This is a genomic window from Streptococcus parasanguinis (assembly GCF_031582885.1).
GTDB lineage: Bacteria > Bacillota > Bacilli > Lactobacillales > Streptococcaceae > Streptococcus > Streptococcus parasanguinis_M.
This window is the reverse complement of record NZ_CP133988.1, coordinates 29630-44078: the sequence shown is the minus strand read 5'-3', so window position 1 is coordinate 44078 and position 14449 is coordinate 29630. Positions and strand designations below refer to the sequence as shown.

The 14449-nt window shown below is 42.7% G+C and carries 17 protein-coding genes and 1 tRNA gene; all 18 read left to right on the top strand.

All coding sequences use genetic code 11. From position 1 onward, the window contains the following. Positions 1–307: 307 nt before the first annotated feature. The 18 genes from RDV49_RS00215 to ilvN all read left to right on the top strand — a co-directional run bounded on the left by RDV49_RS00215 (position 308) and on the right by ilvN (position 14428). Positions 308–1300, top strand: a complete 993-nt coding sequence (locus RDV49_RS00215) for an ABC transporter ATP-binding protein (protein WP_003010197.1) — start codon at positions 308–310, stop codon at positions 1298–1300. Between the two features lies 1 nt (position 1301). Continuing rightward, the gene (locus RDV49_RS00210; protein ID WP_003010199.1) at positions 1302–2120 is read left to right on the top strand and encodes an ABC transporter permease; all 819 of its coding nucleotides are present in this window, start codon (positions 1302–1304) and stop codon (positions 2118–2120) included. Position 2121: 1 nt separating this feature from the next. Further along, positions 2122–2907: an ABC transporter permease gene (locus RDV49_RS00205; RefSeq protein WP_003010202.1), complete on the top strand. Its 786-nt coding sequence runs from the start codon at positions 2122–2124 to the stop codon at positions 2905–2907. 100 nt (positions 2908–3007) lie between these two features. Then, positions 3008–3080 (top strand) — tRNA-Thr (locus RDV49_RS00200). A gap of 199 nt (positions 3081–3279) precedes the next feature. Further along, positions 3280–3591, top strand: coding sequence for a LiaF transmembrane domain-containing protein (locus tag RDV49_RS00195; RefSeq protein ID WP_037608473.1), 312 nt, complete (start codon positions 3280–3282; stop codon positions 3589–3591). A 300-nt stretch (positions 3592–3891) separates the two neighbouring features. Then, the gene (locus RDV49_RS00190) at positions 3892–4338 is read left to right on the top strand and encodes a LytTR family DNA-binding domain-containing protein (RefSeq protein WP_003004160.1); all 447 of its coding nucleotides are present in this window, start codon (positions 3892–3894) and stop codon (positions 4336–4338) included. A 4-nt stretch (positions 4339–4342) separates the two neighbouring features. Then, positions 4343–5038 carry a LiaF transmembrane domain-containing protein gene (locus RDV49_RS00185; protein ID WP_003010211.1) on the top strand — a complete coding sequence of 232 codons (696 nt, stop codon included), beginning with the start codon at positions 4343–4345 and terminating at the stop codon, positions 5036–5038. Positions 5039–5156: 118 nt separating this feature from the next. Next, on the top strand, positions 5157–5345 hold the full coding sequence (gene rpmB, locus RDV49_RS00180) for a 50S ribosomal protein L28 (protein WP_001140948.1): 189 nt from the start codon (positions 5157–5159) through the stop codon (positions 5343–5345). Positions 5346–5487: 142 nt separating this feature from the next. Then, the gene (locus tag RDV49_RS00175; protein ID WP_003004393.1) at positions 5488–5853 is read left to right on the top strand and encodes an Asp23/Gls24 family envelope stress response protein; all 366 of its coding nucleotides are present in this window, start codon (positions 5488–5490) and stop codon (positions 5851–5853) included. Positions 5854–5855: 2 nt separating this feature from the next. Next, positions 5856–7520, top strand: a complete 1665-nt coding sequence (fakA, locus tag RDV49_RS00170) for a fatty acid kinase ATP-binding subunit FakA (RefSeq protein WP_003010215.1) — start codon at positions 5856–5858, stop codon at positions 7518–7520. 284 nt (positions 7521–7804) lie between these two features. Further along, positions 7805–8359, top strand: coding sequence for an SP0191 family lipoprotein (locus tag RDV49_RS00165; RefSeq protein WP_003010218.1), 555 nt, complete (start codon positions 7805–7807; stop codon positions 8357–8359). Positions 8360–8494: 135 nt separating this feature from the next. Continuing rightward, the gene (locus RDV49_RS00160; RefSeq protein WP_003010221.1) at positions 8495–8677 is read left to right on the top strand and encodes a hypothetical protein; all 183 of its coding nucleotides are present in this window, start codon (positions 8495–8497) and stop codon (positions 8675–8677) included. A 71-nt stretch (positions 8678–8748) separates the two neighbouring features. Beyond that, complete coding sequence (locus tag RDV49_RS00155) at positions 8749–9666, top strand: ABC transporter ATP-binding protein (RefSeq protein WP_003010224.1); 918 nt, start codon at positions 8749–8751, stop codon at positions 9664–9666. After that, the gene (locus RDV49_RS00150; protein ID WP_003010227.1) at positions 9635–10375 is read left to right on the top strand and encodes an ABC transporter permease; all 741 of its coding nucleotides are present in this window, start codon (positions 9635–9637) and stop codon (positions 10373–10375) included. The genes RDV49_RS00155 and RDV49_RS00150 overlap by 32 nt, the downstream gene beginning before the upstream one ends. After that, positions 10372–11469: a sensor histidine kinase gene (locus RDV49_RS00145; protein ID WP_003010230.1), complete on the top strand. Its 1098-nt coding sequence runs from the start codon at positions 10372–10374 to the stop codon at positions 11467–11469. The genes RDV49_RS00150 and RDV49_RS00145 overlap by 4 nt, the downstream gene beginning before the upstream one ends. A gap of 1 nt (position 11470) precedes the next feature. After that, positions 11471–12070 carry a response regulator transcription factor gene (locus RDV49_RS00140; protein ID WP_003010233.1) on the top strand — a complete coding sequence of 200 codons (600 nt, stop codon included), beginning with the start codon at positions 11471–11473 and terminating at the stop codon, positions 12068–12070. Between the two features lie 188 nt (positions 12071–12258). Beyond that, positions 12259–13959 carry an acetolactate synthase large subunit gene (locus RDV49_RS00135; RefSeq protein ID WP_003010239.1) on the top strand — a complete coding sequence of 567 codons (1701 nt, stop codon included), beginning with the start codon at positions 12259–12261 and terminating at the stop codon, positions 13957–13959. Then, a complete protein-coding gene (gene ilvN, locus RDV49_RS00130) occupies positions 13952–14428 on the top strand; it encodes an acetolactate synthase small subunit (protein ID WP_003010242.1) in 477 nt (158 codons plus the stop codon). Before RDV49_RS00135 ends, ilvN begins: the two co-directional genes overlap by 8 nt. The last annotated feature ends 21 nt before the right edge of the window (positions 14429–14449 follow it).

Here is a 14449-nt window from a genome sequence, read left to right as displayed (position 1 = left end):
ATAGTAGAATCGTTAATTTTCTCGATTAAAAAAAATTCTTTTTCTTAACAATAAACCTGCCCGTGAGGGTGGTTTTTTGGTGTCTTAAGGAAACTATTTAACTGAATTTTTGATTAAAAGTTTCATTTTAAGAGAGAAATCTCTAATTTCACAACCTATAAGCAAACGCTTGCATTCCTGTTTTTGTTAGATTATAATAGGTTGGTATAAAGCCTTCTGTAATAATATTGAGAAAGTGTAGAAGGTAAGGATTTAGAATATTTGTAGTCAAAAATACAATGTTGCTTCTTACGATAGGGAGATAGATATGGCAATGATAGAAGTGCAACATCTTCGGAAAAATTTTGTGAAGACAGTTAAGGAGCCGGGGTTAAAGGGAGCCTTGCGCTCCTTTGTTCATCCTGAAAAGCAGACCTTTGAAGCGGTCAAGGATTTAACTTTTGAAGTTCCAAAAGGGCAGATTTTAGGATTTATCGGGGCAAATGGTGCTGGGAAGTCAACCACCATCAAAATGCTGACAGGAATTTTGAAGCCCACATCTGGCTTTTGTCGGATTAACGGCAAGATTCCCCAGGATAATCGCCAAGATTATGTCAAGGATATTGGAGTCGTTTTCGGACAACGTACCCAGTTATGGTGGGATTTGGCTCTGCAAGAGACCTACACGGTTTTGAAAGAGATCTATGATGTACCGGACTCACTTTTCCATAAGCGCATGGACTTTTTGAATGAAGTTTTGGATTTGAAGGAATTTATCAAGGATCCTGTGCGGACTCTTTCACTAGGTCAACGGATGCGGGCGGATATTGCGGCTTCCTTACTTCACAATCCCAAGGTTCTCTTTTTAGATGAGCCGACTATTGGTTTGGATGTGTCGGTCAAGGACAACATTCGTCGGGCCATTACTCAGATTAATCAGGAGGAAGAGACAACTATTCTCTTGACTACTCATGATTTGAGTGATATTGAGCAACTCTGTGATCGGATTTTTATGATTGATAAGGGGCAAGAGATTTTTGATGGAACGGTGAGCCAGCTCAAGGAGACCTTTGGAAAAATGAAGACTCTCTCCTTTGACCTGACACCAGGTCAAAATCATCTAGTCTCTCATTATGAGGGCTTGCCTGATATGTCCATTGATAGACAAGGAAATACTCTCAATATTGAATTCGATAGTTCCCGCTACCAGTCGGCCGATATTATCAAGCAAACCTTATCTGATTTTGAAGTCCGTGATTTGAAGATGGTAGATACGGATATTGAAGATATTATCCGTCGCTTCTATCGAAAGGAGCTCTAATATGGTCAAATTGTGGAGACGTTATAAACCCTTTATCAATGCAGGGATTCAGGAGTTGATTAGCTATCGAGTCAACTTTATTCTCTATCGGATTGGTGATGTCATGGGGGCTTTTGTCGCATTCTATCTCTGGAAGGCTGTCTTTGACTCCTCCCAGGAGCCTTTGATTCAGGGCTTCAGTATGGCAGATATCACTCTCTACATCATCATGAGTTTTGTGACTAATCTTCTGACTAGGTCGGATTCTTCCTTTATGATTGGTGATGAGGTTAAGGATGGTTCCATTATCATGCGTTTGCTGAGACCAGTGCATTTTGCGGCCTCTTACCTTTTCACCGAACTTGGCTCCAAGTGGTTGATTTTTATCTCTGTTGGACTGCCATTTTTAAGTGTCATGGTTTTGATGAAAATCTTATCTGGGCAAGGTATTGTAGAAGTGCTGGGATTAACTGTCCTTTATCTCTTTAGCTTAACTCTGGCTTATCTGATTAACTTTTTCTTTAATATCTGCTTTGGATTTTCAGCCTTTGTATTTAAAAATTTATGGGGTTCCAATCTACTCAAGACTTCTATAGTGGCCTTTATGTCTGGCAGTTTGATTCCCTTGACGTTTTTTCCAAAGGTGGTTTCAGATATTCTCTCCTTATTGCCATTTTCATCCTTGATTTACACTCCGGTCATGATTATTGTTGGGAAATACGATGCCAGTCAGATTCTTCAAGCACTCGCGTTGCAGTTTTTCTGGCTTATAGTGATGGTGGGCTTGTCTCAGTTGATTTGGAAACGAGTCCAGTCATTTATCACCATTCAGGGAGGTTAGTATGAAAAAATATCAACGCATGCATCTGATTTTTATCAGACAATACATCAAGCAAATCATGGAATACAAGGTGGATTTTGTGGTAGGTGTGTTGGGAGTCTTTCTGACTCAAGGCCTAAACCTCTTGTTTCTCAATGTTATCTTTCAACACATCCCCTCGCTAGAAGGTTGGACCTTTCAAGAGATTGCCTTTATCTATGGATTTTCCTTAATTCCAAAGGGATTAGATCATCTCTTTTTTGACAATCTCTGGGCTTTAGGTCAACGGCTAGTTCGAAAAGGGGAGTTTGACAAGTATCTGACTCGTCCTATCAATCCTCTCTTTCACATCCTCGTTGAGACCTTTCAGATTGATGCCTTGGGTGAACTCTTGGTCGGTGGCATTCTATTGGGAACAACAGTATCAAGCATTGCTTGGACGCTTCCCAAATTCCTGATTTTCCTAGTCTGTATTCCATTTGCTACCTTGATTTATACTTCCTTGAAAATAGCGACAGCCAGTATCGCTTTTTGGACTAAACAGTCAGGCGCCATGATTTACATTTTCTATATGTTTAATGATTTTGCCAAGTACCCGATTTCCATTTACAATTCGCTCCTTCGTTGGTTAATTAGCTTTATTGTACCTTTCGCCTTTACGGCCTACTATCCTGCCAGCTATTTCTTGCAGGATAAAGACGGGCTCTTCAACATTGGTGGTTTGATTCTAATTTCCCTTGTCTTCTTTGTCATTTCTTTGAAACTATGGGACAAGGGCTTAGATGCCTACGAAAGTGCGGGTTCGTAAAAGGAAGAATCTCAAAGCCTTATCTCAGGAAAGGCTTTTTCTAATGGAGATGAAAATTTCTTGACATCTATTCTCAGAGTGCTATACTAAGAAAGTAATCGCCGATTTAGCTCAGTTGGTAGAGCAACGCACTCGTAACGCGTAGGTCACAGGTTCGATCCCTGCAATCGGCATAGGAAGAAACGGCTTTGAAGGAGCGAGACGACGAATGATGGTGATAACCGATTCGTTCTGTCTCGCTCTTTTTTTGACCGCATAGGCGCCATTTTTGACCGCTTAGTCAAAAGTCCTTGTCTCCATAGGGGCTCTCTGCTATCATAGAATCATCAAAGGAAGCAATACTTCCAATTAATGAAAAAGAGGTATACGATGATGAAAAAATTACTTGGACTTGGTTTTATTCTGGCAGCTCTTGCGGTTGTTATAATGGGAATGGTTGGCTTTCCAAAGTTTGATGTGAATATCTGGCCTTTATTCCCCGTTCTCTTATTTGCTTTCTTTACTCTTGAAAATCTGATGAAACAGGACTACAAGGCAAGTGTCATCTGTGCTTTAATTGCTCTGATGATTGCAAACGCGATCTACGATCTCTTGCCGGTTTCAAATGGCTTAGTGATCACAGCGGGTGTCCTTGCTTGTGTGGGTCTTAGTTTTCTTTTACCGGATAAAAATAGCAATAAATAAAGGAAGGAGGCTGGGATAAAAATCCTAGCCTCTCAATTGTCTTTGGATTGTAGAGCAAGACGCAGTGGTTGAGTGGGCTCTACTACGCTGATTTCATCAGCTTATACAGCCCTACTCAACTGTGCGGAGGTGGGACGACGGAATCGAATTCTAACGAATTACCGATTTCTGTCCCACTCTCTTTTTTACTTCTCAAATACGACCTCTTGATGGGGAAAACGTGCCACTTACTGAAAAGCCCTTGTTTTGTTTTCAACAGCTGTTATAATGGTACTATCAAAACGTTGGGAAAGGAGTTTTATGAAAGTTAGAATCGAATTGGATCCATCAATGGATGAGCCTGAGATCTTGATTCGAGCTCCGCGCTTGACCCCGGAGTTGACCCAGCTGCAAGAGAGAATCCTCGAACAAAAGGTCGCTCCTTTGGCCTTCTACAAGGATCGAAGTGAGTATTTTCTGGATGTGGCATCGATCCTCTTTTTTGAGACGGACGGGGAGAAGATTTTTGGGCACACCAAGGATGAGGCCTATGAGGTCAAGCAGAAGCTCTATGAGTTGGAGGAGCTGCTTCCCATCGCCTTTTGTCGGATATCCAAATCCACCATTGTCAACGCAAAGCAGATCTATTCTCTAGAAAAGTCTTTTTCAGGAACCAGCACGGTCAATTTCTATCAGACCCATAAGCAGGTTCACGTATCCAGACGCTACTATCAACTCTTAAAAGAACGACTAAATGAAATGAGGTAATATCATGAGAAAAAAATTAATCGGAGTATTCTTAATCCTTTTAGCAGCCTTAATCCTTTTACAGGGCTATTTTGTAAAATGGGACATCAGCATCTGGACCTTAGCTTGGGTTACCTTGCTTGCCGTCCTGTCCCTCTCTAGTTTCTTAAAACGCCATTTTGGTTGGGGCTTCATCTATGGACTTTTAGCCCTCTTTTGTCTCAATGGGCAATACCATTTCCTCCCAGTTTCAAATTCAGTTGTCATCCTTTCTTCAATTCTCGCTGTGATTGGGCTCAACATTTTGTTTAAACCCTCTAAGAAAACAAAAGCCCGCCTAGCTTCCTATTCTGCTGGATCCATGAATAAGTCGGATGGCAATGACATCGATGTCACTTTTTCAACAGTGACAAAATATCTCAACGACCAACACTTTACCCGCGGAAGTGCAGATGTGAGTATGGGCGAAGCATCGGTGTATTTTGACAATTGCCGCATCGAAGGTCCTTCTGCTCAGTTTGTTGTCGATGTTTCCCTTGGAAGTTTGAGTCTCTATGTACCAAGTGATTGGCGTGTCCATTTAAATGTGGATAATTCCCTCTCAGCGATCCAACATCAGGAAAATCCAAGTGCTCTGACAAGCAAGGATTTCTACATTACGGGCGATGTTTCCTTAGGAAATCTGGAAATTATCTATGTCGGAGCGAATTCGTTTTCTTAAGTCGGAAATGAAAAACTTTGGCCAAAAGCTTGCCAAGAGAGATTTTTTTTGGTAATATAGTACGGTATGTGGTGCTAGAACATCCGTTATATTAGATCTAATAGGAGGAAACACAGAAATGGCTAAAGTATGTTATTTCACAGGTCGTAAGACTGTATCAGGTAACAACCGTTCACACGCTATGAACCAAACAAAACGTGCCGTAAAACCAAACCTTCAAAAAGTAACTGTCCTTATCGATGGTAAACCTAAAAAAGTTTGGGCTTCAGCTCGTGCATTGAAATCTGGTAAAGTAGAACGCGTTTAATAAAGAATATAGAACCTCATAGAGGTTCTTTTCTTTTTCTCTAGAGACAGCTGTCACAGCGGGTGAAGAATAGTCCCTACCCTTTTACAGTTGACCTCTTTTATGGTAAAATAGAATATAAAATACTTTTGAGGTAGAAATTATGACAGTAAAAATCAATACTAAGGACGGTCAAATTGAATTGACTGATGAGGTTATCGCAACTGTTGTAGGCGGTGCCGCTACTGAGATCTTCGGTGTGGTTGGAATGGCCAGCAAAAATGCGATCAAAGATAATTTCCAAGCCCTCCTAGGGAAAGAAAACTTCTCTAAAGGTGTTGTTGTCAAAACAACGGAAGCAGGAACTATCGCAGTTGATGTTTACACTGTTTTGAGCTATGGAACAAAGATTAGCGAAGTCTCAAAAAATATTCAAGAACGTGTGAAATTTAGTTTGGAAAATCAACTTGGAATCACTACGGATACTGTGAATGTCTATATTCAAAATATCAAGATTGTGGGAGAATAATCGTGGCTAATATTACTACAAGTTTATTTCAAGAAATGGTTCAAGCGGGGGCTACGCGCTTAAATAAACAAGCGGAATATGTAAACTCTTTGAACGTCTTTCCTGTACCAGATGGAGATACAGGGACTAATATGGGAATGACCATCGAAAATGGGGCCAAAGAAGTATCTGACCGTTCTGCATCAACTGTTGGAGAAGCAGCAGGAATCTTTGCTAAAGGTCTCTTGATGGGTGCGCGTGGGAACTCAGGAGTTATCACTTCTCAATTGTTCCGCGGATTTTCTCAAAGTGTCAAAGACAAAGAAGAATTGGATGGAGCAGCGCTTGCAGCAGCCTTCCAATCTGGGGTAGAAGTTGCTTATAAAGCCGTTATGAAGCCAGTTGAAGGGACTATTTTGACGGTTTCTCGTGGAGCAGCTATCGGGGCCAAGAAAAAAGCAGAATCTACCAACGATGCAGTAGAAGTCATGCGTGCCGCTCTTGAAGGAGCTAAGACTGCTCTTGCGAAGACTCCAGATATGTTGCCAGTCTTGAAAGAAGTTGGCGTGGTAGACTCTGGTGGTCAAGGTTTGGTCTTCATCTATGAAGGATTCTTGTCAGCTTTGACAGGTGAATTCATCGCTTCTGAAGAGTTCCAAGCAACACCTGCAACCATGTCAGAAATGATCAATGCAGAACACCACAAGTCAGTCGCTGGTCATGTCGCAACTGAAGACATCAAGTTTGGCTACTGTACAGAAATCATGGTCGCTTTGAAACAAGGTCCAACCTATGTCAAAGACTTCGATTACGATGAATTCCGTAACTATTTGAACAACCTTGGGGATTCCCTATTGGTGGTGAATGACGATGAGATTGTCAAAGTTCACGTCCATACAGAAGATCCGGGTCTTGTCATGCAAGAAGGTCTTAAGTACGGAAGCTTGGTCAAGGTGAAAGTCGACAACATGCGCAACCAACACGAAGCGCAAGTTGAAAAAGAAGAACGTCAAGCCAAACCAGTTGAAGAAAAAGAATATGCCATCATCGCAGTAGTTGCTGGTGAGGGATTGGCTGATATCTTTAAAGCGCAAGGAGTTGATTACATCATCTCTGGTGGTCAAACCATGAACCCATCGACAGAAGACTTTGTCAAAGCAGTTGAAGAGTTGAATGCGCGCAATATCATTATCTTGCCAAACAACAAAAATATCTTGATGGCCGCTCAATCTGCAGCAGAAGTGATTGATCAACCAGCAGCAGTTGTTGAGACCAAGACCATCCCTCAAGGATTGACTAGTCTTCTTGCCTTTGATGAAAGCAAGTCGATCGAAGAAAACTACGAACGCATGAGCGCTTCATTGGGCGATGTTGTGTCTGGTAGTGTGACGACAGCCGTTCGCGATACCACTATTGATGGGCTTGAAATCCATGAAAATGATAATCTTGGAATGGTTGATGGTAAAATCGTTGTTTCAAACCCAGATATGATGGAAACCTTGGAAGAAACATTCGCTCATATGTTGGATGAAGACAGTGAAATTGTGACCATCTATGTCGGTGAAGATGGTAGTGAGGAGTTGGCAAATGAATTGGCCCAAGCCCTTGCTGAGAAGTATGAAGATGTAGAAGTGGAAATCCACCAAGGTGGCCAACCCGTCTACCCATACTTGTTTAGTGTAGAATAATTGAACAGAAGGTTCCTTTCGGAACCTTTTTTTGTATATAGAAAAACGAGGAGATTCCCTATGAAATCAGCGTGATTCAGAGGGATTGAGACTGAAGTGAACCCTCCACGGAGGCTTTATTCGTGAGAAAAAGGAGTTTCTGCAAAAAGTCTCACATTCATCAGATTTTTATTCAAATTGAAGAGCTTGAAAAGAGGGGGAAATGCTTTGAACAGTGGAGTTTTTAGACAAGAAAGACGCGATATGTTATACTGGTATCAGTATGTGAAAGGAGAGTTATAAAAATGAAGAAATTTTTTGTAACCCTTGGGCTAGCCATTTTGGTATTGACTGGTTGTTCGCAATCCCAAACGAAGAAAACTACAACCGCTAGCTCATCTAGCAGTTCCACTGTTAAAAAAGAAGTAAAAAATGAAGAAAAAACCACAACCTTAGTTGGAGATATCAATGGGACAAAACACCGGGATATCATCAAGTCCAAGGGAGATAAGGTTGAAAACCTTCGCATCGAAGTGACAGCTGATCTGCCCCAACAACTTGGGACTATCGCAGCAGAGAAATCACCTGAAGAGCTTTCAGCAGCCATTCAATCTTTGTTGGAGCAAAATGAAGACTATAAGAAGCTGAAAACCGTTCCTGGTTTTAGTTTGGAATACACAGTCACACCAGAGAAAAAATTGCTCTCAACCAGTGTGATTGACCTCAACCAAATTGATGCCAAATCTCTAGAAGAAATTTCTTACTTCAAAGATGCTGGGCTCAATGATTTGAAAAACATGAAGGCAGATGCCTTGGTCAAGGCCTTGAAATTGCATGGCATGAAAGAAGAAGGTCAGTAAGAAGAATAGAAAAAGTCGAGTGAAGCCACTTGGCTTTTTTTAATGACTTTTGTCATGTGAGTAGGTTACAAAATCATCTAGTGGCTCTTATTTTCTTTTCATATAATAAAGTCAGAAAGTAAGAGGTAAGGAAAAATGAAACAATGGTTCTATAAAGTGTTTACGTTAACAGTGGTTGGGATGGTCGTCTATTTGATCTTTTCAAAGGATGATTACCATTTCCCTTGGGAATTATTTGCTGGGATTGGCATCATGAGCTGGGCGGTTCAAGAAGGATTGAAAATGGTCAAGGCGGTAAAAAAGGAAATGGAGCAATGAAAAAACGGGAGCGACCTTGGTCGTCTTTGTCATCATTCCAGCTAGCCAAGCCTGCTTGAAAGGAGAGTATCATGAGCATCATTAGAGTAGAGAACTTGAAAAAAAGTATCAAAGGAAAAGTCATTTTAGAAGATCTTTCTTTTGTGGTTGAACAAGGGGATTGTCTGGCCTTGATCGGGCCAAACGGAGCTGGGAAAACAACCTTGATGAACTGTCTTCTGGGAGATAGGAAGGTGACTTCTGGGATCATTAAAGTAGAGGAGAAGGCACCTGGTCATCCTCAGTTAAAGGCTAGTGTGTCCTATCTCCCTCAAGAGAATGCTATCGTTCAAAAGTTAACCGTGCAAGAACTGATCAACTTCTTTCGCTCTATTTATCCCAACCCCTTAACAGGGGAAGAAATCGATGATCTATTGCGTTTTACTCCAGAACAAAAGAAGCAATTAGCCAGTAAGCTGTCTGGTGGGCAAAAGCGTCTCTTATCCTTTGTGTTGACCTTGATTGGTTGTCCGAGTCTTTTGTTTTTGGACGAGCCAACTGCTGGAATGGATACGTCTACTCGCCAACGCTTTTGGGAGATCGTCGGGCATTTAAAGGATCAAGGCGTGACCATTGTCTATTCTTCCCATTACATCGAGGAAGTAGAACATACAGCTGATCGGATCCTGGTCTTGCATCAGGGCCATTTGCTTCGGGATACGACACCTCTCGCTATGAGAAGCGAAGAGGTAGAAAAACATTTCACCCTACCTCTACGCTACCAAGCTCTAGTGGCAGAGATGGAAGGTATTGGTGAAGTGGTCATTAAACCCGATGCCCTTCAGGTTGTGACACGGGATGCCAATCGTTTGTGGACTCGATTACAAGAAGAAGGATGTTCGATCCAAGAAATCGAAGTAAGCAATCGAAGTTTATTGGATTCTATTTTTGAAAATACAAAGGAAGTAGGTAGAGAAGATGAAACGCATGAAAGCTCTCGGCGTGGTTGAGTGGCATTTGACTAGACGCCAAGCCATTTATTACTTGTTATCAATTGGGATGCCCACGGCCTTTTATCTCTTCTTTTCAGGGATGTACCAGGACACGCCAGGGGCCCCCGCTCACTTTATGAGGGATTATCTTTTGTCCATGACGGCTTTTTCCATGATGTCTACGGCTATCTTTTCTTTTCCAACAGTTCTTGAAACCGATCGACTCAATAATTGGCAAAAAGTTTTGCGCCATACCCCCGTATCTATGGTAGAATATTATCTAATAAAGGTTGTGGGTCTCTTTGTCGATTTTCTCCTATCGATTGGAGTTGTCTTTACCGTAGGCCATGTGGTGCGGCATGTGAATATGCCCCTGCAGGATTGGGTCTTGTCGGCCTTTATTCTCATCCTAGGAAGCCTAGCGTTTGTGGCTCTCGGTCTGGTTTTGACCCTGCTTCCTTCCAGTCAATTGATGTCTGTTGTGGGCAATCTCCTTTACATGGGGCTCGCTGTCATGGGTGGTCTTTGGATGCCCATTAGCCTCTTTCCAGAATGGATGCAAGCCATCGGCAAATGCTTGCCAACCTATCAATTGATGGAACTGATCAAGATCTTTTTAAACAAGGGGCAGGTCAATGTCTTTGCGAGTGTCTATTTAACCTTGTTTACCCTGGTCTTGTTTACCCTTGTCATTGTTTATCGTCGTCATTCTGAGGTTCGTTCATGATTGAAAAACTCAAGCGTATCCATTATATGTTTTACGCTAGCCTAGTCTTTATGGGCTTTCCCTTTATCTCTATTTTATTAGGGGAGGTCCCCTACTGGCACTTCTTTTTAGCCCTCTTGTTTATTGCTTCCTATCTAGGAGTCTTGATTACTGAAAACAAAAAGCTGACCTGGATTTGTTGGCTATACCTCCTAGCCTATGTAGCAGGAAATACTCTTTTTATTAACGCCAACTATTTTTGGTTTTATTTCTTCATCAGCAACCTATTGGTCTATCACTTTGAGATTCGCAATTTTCGCTCTCCCTATCTTTGGACAGTTTTTCTATCGCAATTCCTGCTTTTTGGGGCCATCTTTTTCAAACAGAGTGCGATGGAGTATGAATGGGTATTTTTAATCATTATTTTCTTTTTTACCCATGCCATGACCTACGGCATGATTCGGATTCGGATGGTGGAAGAGTTGAAAGCTGACCATGCCAAGCAAAATGCCCAGATCAATCTCTTGTTGGCAGAAAACGAGCGCCATCGGATTGGCCGCGATCTGCATGACAGTCTAGGACACACCTTTGCCATGCTCAGTGTCAAGGCGGACCTAGCTGATCAATTCTTAGCATTGGGTCAGGTTGAGAAGGCGCAGGAGCAGGTGCAAGAGATTCAAACCATCAGTCAAGAGTCCATGCACCAAGTCCGAGAGATTGTCGAGAACTTGAAGCAGCGAACCCTTGCAAGAGAGCTAGAGACCGTCAAGCAGATGCTGGAAGTGGCGCTAGTAAAAGTGGAGATTCAAAATGAGCTTGATACAGCCAGCATCTCGCCGATCCTAGAGTCTGCTCTGGCCATGGTGTCTCTGGAATTAGCCACTAATATGATCAAACATGCCAAAGCGACGCAGGCCTTTCTCTCTTATTGCTCCACCGAGACAGGTGTAGAAATGGTTGCAGAAGACAATGGCATCGGCTTTAGTAAAGTTTCCGATAAGGATCTGCACTCGATCCGCGAACGGATTGCCTTATTGGGAGGAGAGTTAGAGATCAGTCGTCGTCACAAGCCAACCCGCATAGAAATACGGATCCCCTATCAAGAAAGGAAATAAGATGCGCTTATTAGTTGCTGAAGACCAAAGTATGTTACGCGATGCGCTCTGCCAGCTCTTGCTCCTACAAGAGGATGTGGAAGATGTCTTGCAGGCTGGAGACGGGCAAGAGGCCATTCGTTTACTCGAAACACATCCAGTCGATATTGCGATTTTAGATATCGAAATGCCCATCAAAACTGGGTTAGAAGTGTTGGAATGGGCTAAAAGTCAACAACCCCAGCTCAAGGTCGTCATCGTTACCACCTTTAAGCGACCGGGCTATTTTGAGCGGGCCCTGAAGGCTGGAGTCGATGCCTATGTCTTAAAAGAACGCCGCATTACGGATTTGATGGCCACTCTGCATACCGTTTTAGCAGGGCAAAAAGAATATTCGCCTGAATTAATGGAAGGGATTTTGACCCATCCCAATCCTCTAAGCCCTCAAGAAAAGGCAGTTCTAAAAGAAGTCGCAAAAGGGGCTTCTAACCAAGAAATTGCTGATCGCTTATTTCTCTCAAACGGGACCATCCGCAATTATATGTCAACCATTCTGACCAAATTGGATGCGGAAAACCGGACTGAGGCAGCAAAAATTGCCCATGAAAAGGGTTGGTTATAAGGAAGAAAAGTTTCTAGGATTTCCTAGAGACTTTTTTTCTGATAGACCTAGCATTTTTAGAAAAACTCTCATTATTCGGATTTGGATAGAAAATTCAGAAAATTTACTATTTTTCCTTGAAATATTTTCTAAAAATGGTATGATAGTAGCATGCTAATTTGATATACAAAGTACTGGAAAGGAGAGACATGGAGAAAATTACCTTAGAAACTGCAAAAACCGGTTCAGAGCTCGTTCTTGAAACCTTGCGTGATTTGGGCATTGACACGATTTTTGGTTATCCTGGTGGAGCGGTTTTGCCTTTATACGATGCCATCTATAGCTTTGAGGGTATCCAGCATATCTTGGGTCGTCATGAACAAGGATGCTTGCATGAGGCTGAAGGCTACGCTAAATCAACTGGAAAGCTGGGTGTCGCAGTCGTCACTAGTGGACCGGGGGCTACAAATGCCATTACAGGGATTGCAGATGCCATGAGCGATAGCGTTCCCTTATTAGTCTTCACTGGTCAAGTCAATCGTGCTGGGATCGGGAAAGACGCCTTTCAAGAAGCGGATATCGTGGGAATTACCATGCCCATCACCAAGTACAACTATCAAGTACGTGAGACAGCAGATATTCCACGAATTATCACAGAAGCTGTCCATATTGCGACGACCGGCCGTCCTGGTCCGGTGGTGATTGACCTTCCAAAGGACGTCTCTGCTTTAGAGACAGATTTCATCTATGAACCAAGTGTGAAGCTTCCAAGCTACCAGCCTACCATTGAACCCAATGAATTGCAGATCAAAAAGATTTTGAAGCAATTGAGTAAGGCTAAAAAACCAGTTCTTCTTGCTGGTGGTGGGGTGAGTTACGCTGGAGCTGCAAAAGAGTTAATTGCTCTAGCAGAGCGCTATCAGATTCCAGTAGTGACCAGTCTGTTAGGTCAAGGAACGATTGCGACCAGTCATCCTCTTTTCCTAGGGATGGGAGGGATGCACGGATCCTTCGCGGCCAATATTGCTATGACAGAGACGGATTTCATGATCAGTGTTGGTTGTCGATTTGATGACCGTTTGACAGGGAATCCAAAGACTTTCGCTAAAAATGCTAAGGTTGCCCATATCGACATTGATCCTGCAGAGATTGGTAAGATCATTGCTGTCGACATTCCTGTGGTTGGCGATGCAAAGAAAACCTTGCAACAGTTGCTAGCAGAGCCAACGGTTCATAACAACACTGAAAAGTGGATCGAAAAGGTAACTCAAGATAAGAACCGGGTTCGTTCTTACGATAAGAAGGAACGGGTTGTGCAACCACAAGCTGTGATCGAACGCATCGGAGAGTTGACCAAGGGGGACGCTATTGTCGTCACAGACGTTGGACAACACCAAATGTGGGCGGCTCAATACTATCCTTACCAAAATGAGCGCCAATTGGTAACATCTGGTGGTCTAGGAACGATGGGATTCGGTGTTCCTGCAGCTATCGGAGCGAAAATTGCCAATCCAGATAAAGAAGTTGTTCTCTTTGTCGGAGATGGTGGTTTCCAAATGACCAACCAAGAATTGGCGATCTTAAATATTTATAAGGTTCCGATCAAGGTCGTTATGCTCAACAACCACTCGCTTGGGATGGTCCGCCAATGGCAAGAAGCCTTCTATGATGGTCGGACGTCAGAGTCAGTCTTTGATAGCCTTCCGGATTTCCAATTGATGGCGCAAGCTTACGGGATCAAGAATTATAAATTTGATAATCCTGAAACTCTGGAGAAGGATTTGGAAGTCATCACAGAAGATGTACCAATGTTCATCGAAGTAGACATTTCTCGGAAAGAGCATGTGTTGCCGATGGTACCAGCTGGTAAGAGTAATCATGAGATGTTGGGGGTGAAGTTTAATGCGTAGAATGTTAACAGCCAAACTTCAAAACCGCTCAGGTGTTCTGAATCGCTTTACAGGAGTCTTGTCGAGACGTCAAGTCAATATCGAAAGCATCTCTGTTGGCGCAACAGAAAACCCTAATGTATCGCGGATTACCATTATCATTGATGTTGCTTCGCATGATGAAGTAGAGCAAATCATCAAACAGCTCAACCGCCAAGTGGATGTGATCCGTGTCCGGGATATCACTGATAAACCACACTTGGAGCGCGAAGTGATCCTGGTGAAAGTTTCTGCACCTGCTGAGAAGCGGGCGGAAATCTTGGCCATTATTCAACCTTTCCGTGCGACTGTGGTCGATGTAGCCCCAAGCTCTATCACCGTTCAAATGACGGGAAATGCAGAAAAGAGCGAAGCCCTCATTCGTGTTATTCGACCTTATGGGATTAAAAACATTGCCCGCACCGGTGCAACCGGATTTACTCGAGATTAATTCTCACCTTAACATTGTCAA

Excerpts from the sequence above, each read along its gene's own strand:
- RDV49_RS00215 (WP_003010197.1), top strand. The coding sequence starts at position 308 with ATGGCAATGATAGAAGTGCAACATCTTCGGAAAAATTTTGTGAAGACA.
- RDV49_RS00210 (WP_003010199.1), top strand. The coding sequence starts at position 1,302 with ATGGTCAAATTGTGGAGACGTTATAAACCCTTTATCAATGCAGGGATT.
- RDV49_RS00205 (WP_003010202.1), top strand. The coding sequence starts at position 2,122 with ATGAAAAAATATCAACGCATGCATCTGATTTTTATCAGACAATACATC.
- RDV49_RS00195 (WP_037608473.1), top strand. The coding sequence starts at position 3,280 with ATGAAAAAATTACTTGGACTTGGTTTTATTCTGGCAGCTCTTGCGGTT.
- RDV49_RS00190 (WP_003004160.1), top strand. The coding sequence starts at position 3,892 with ATGAAAGTTAGAATCGAATTGGATCCATCAATGGATGAGCCTGAGATC.
- RDV49_RS00185 (WP_003010211.1), top strand. The coding sequence starts at position 4,343 with ATGAGAAAAAAATTAATCGGAGTATTCTTAATCCTTTTAGCAGCCTTA.
- rpmB (WP_001140948.1), top strand. The coding sequence starts at position 5,157 with ATGGCTAAAGTATGTTATTTCACAGGTCGTAAGACTGTATCAGGTAAC.
- RDV49_RS00175 (WP_003004393.1), top strand. The coding sequence starts at position 5,488 with ATGACAGTAAAAATCAATACTAAGGACGGTCAAATTGAATTGACTGAT.
- RDV49_RS00165 (WP_003010218.1), top strand. The coding sequence starts at position 7,805 with ATGAAGAAATTTTTTGTAACCCTTGGGCTAGCCATTTTGGTATTGACT.
- RDV49_RS00160 (WP_003010221.1), top strand. The coding sequence starts at position 8,495 with ATGAAACAATGGTTCTATAAAGTGTTTACGTTAACAGTGGTTGGGATG.
- RDV49_RS00155 (WP_003010224.1), top strand. The coding sequence starts at position 8,749 with ATGAGCATCATTAGAGTAGAGAACTTGAAAAAAAGTATCAAAGGAAAA.
- RDV49_RS00150 (WP_003010227.1), top strand. The coding sequence starts at position 9,635 with ATGAAACGCATGAAAGCTCTCGGCGTGGTTGAGTGGCATTTGACTAGA.
- RDV49_RS00145 (WP_003010230.1), top strand. The coding sequence starts at position 10,372 with ATGATTGAAAAACTCAAGCGTATCCATTATATGTTTTACGCTAGCCTA.
- RDV49_RS00140 (WP_003010233.1), top strand. The coding sequence starts at position 11,471 with ATGCGCTTATTAGTTGCTGAAGACCAAAGTATGTTACGCGATGCGCTC.
- RDV49_RS00135 (WP_003010239.1), top strand. The coding sequence starts at position 12,259 with ATGGAGAAAATTACCTTAGAAACTGCAAAAACCGGTTCAGAGCTCGTT.
- ilvN (WP_003010242.1), top strand. The coding sequence starts at position 13,952 with ATGCGTAGAATGTTAACAGCCAAACTTCAAAACCGCTCAGGTGTTCTG.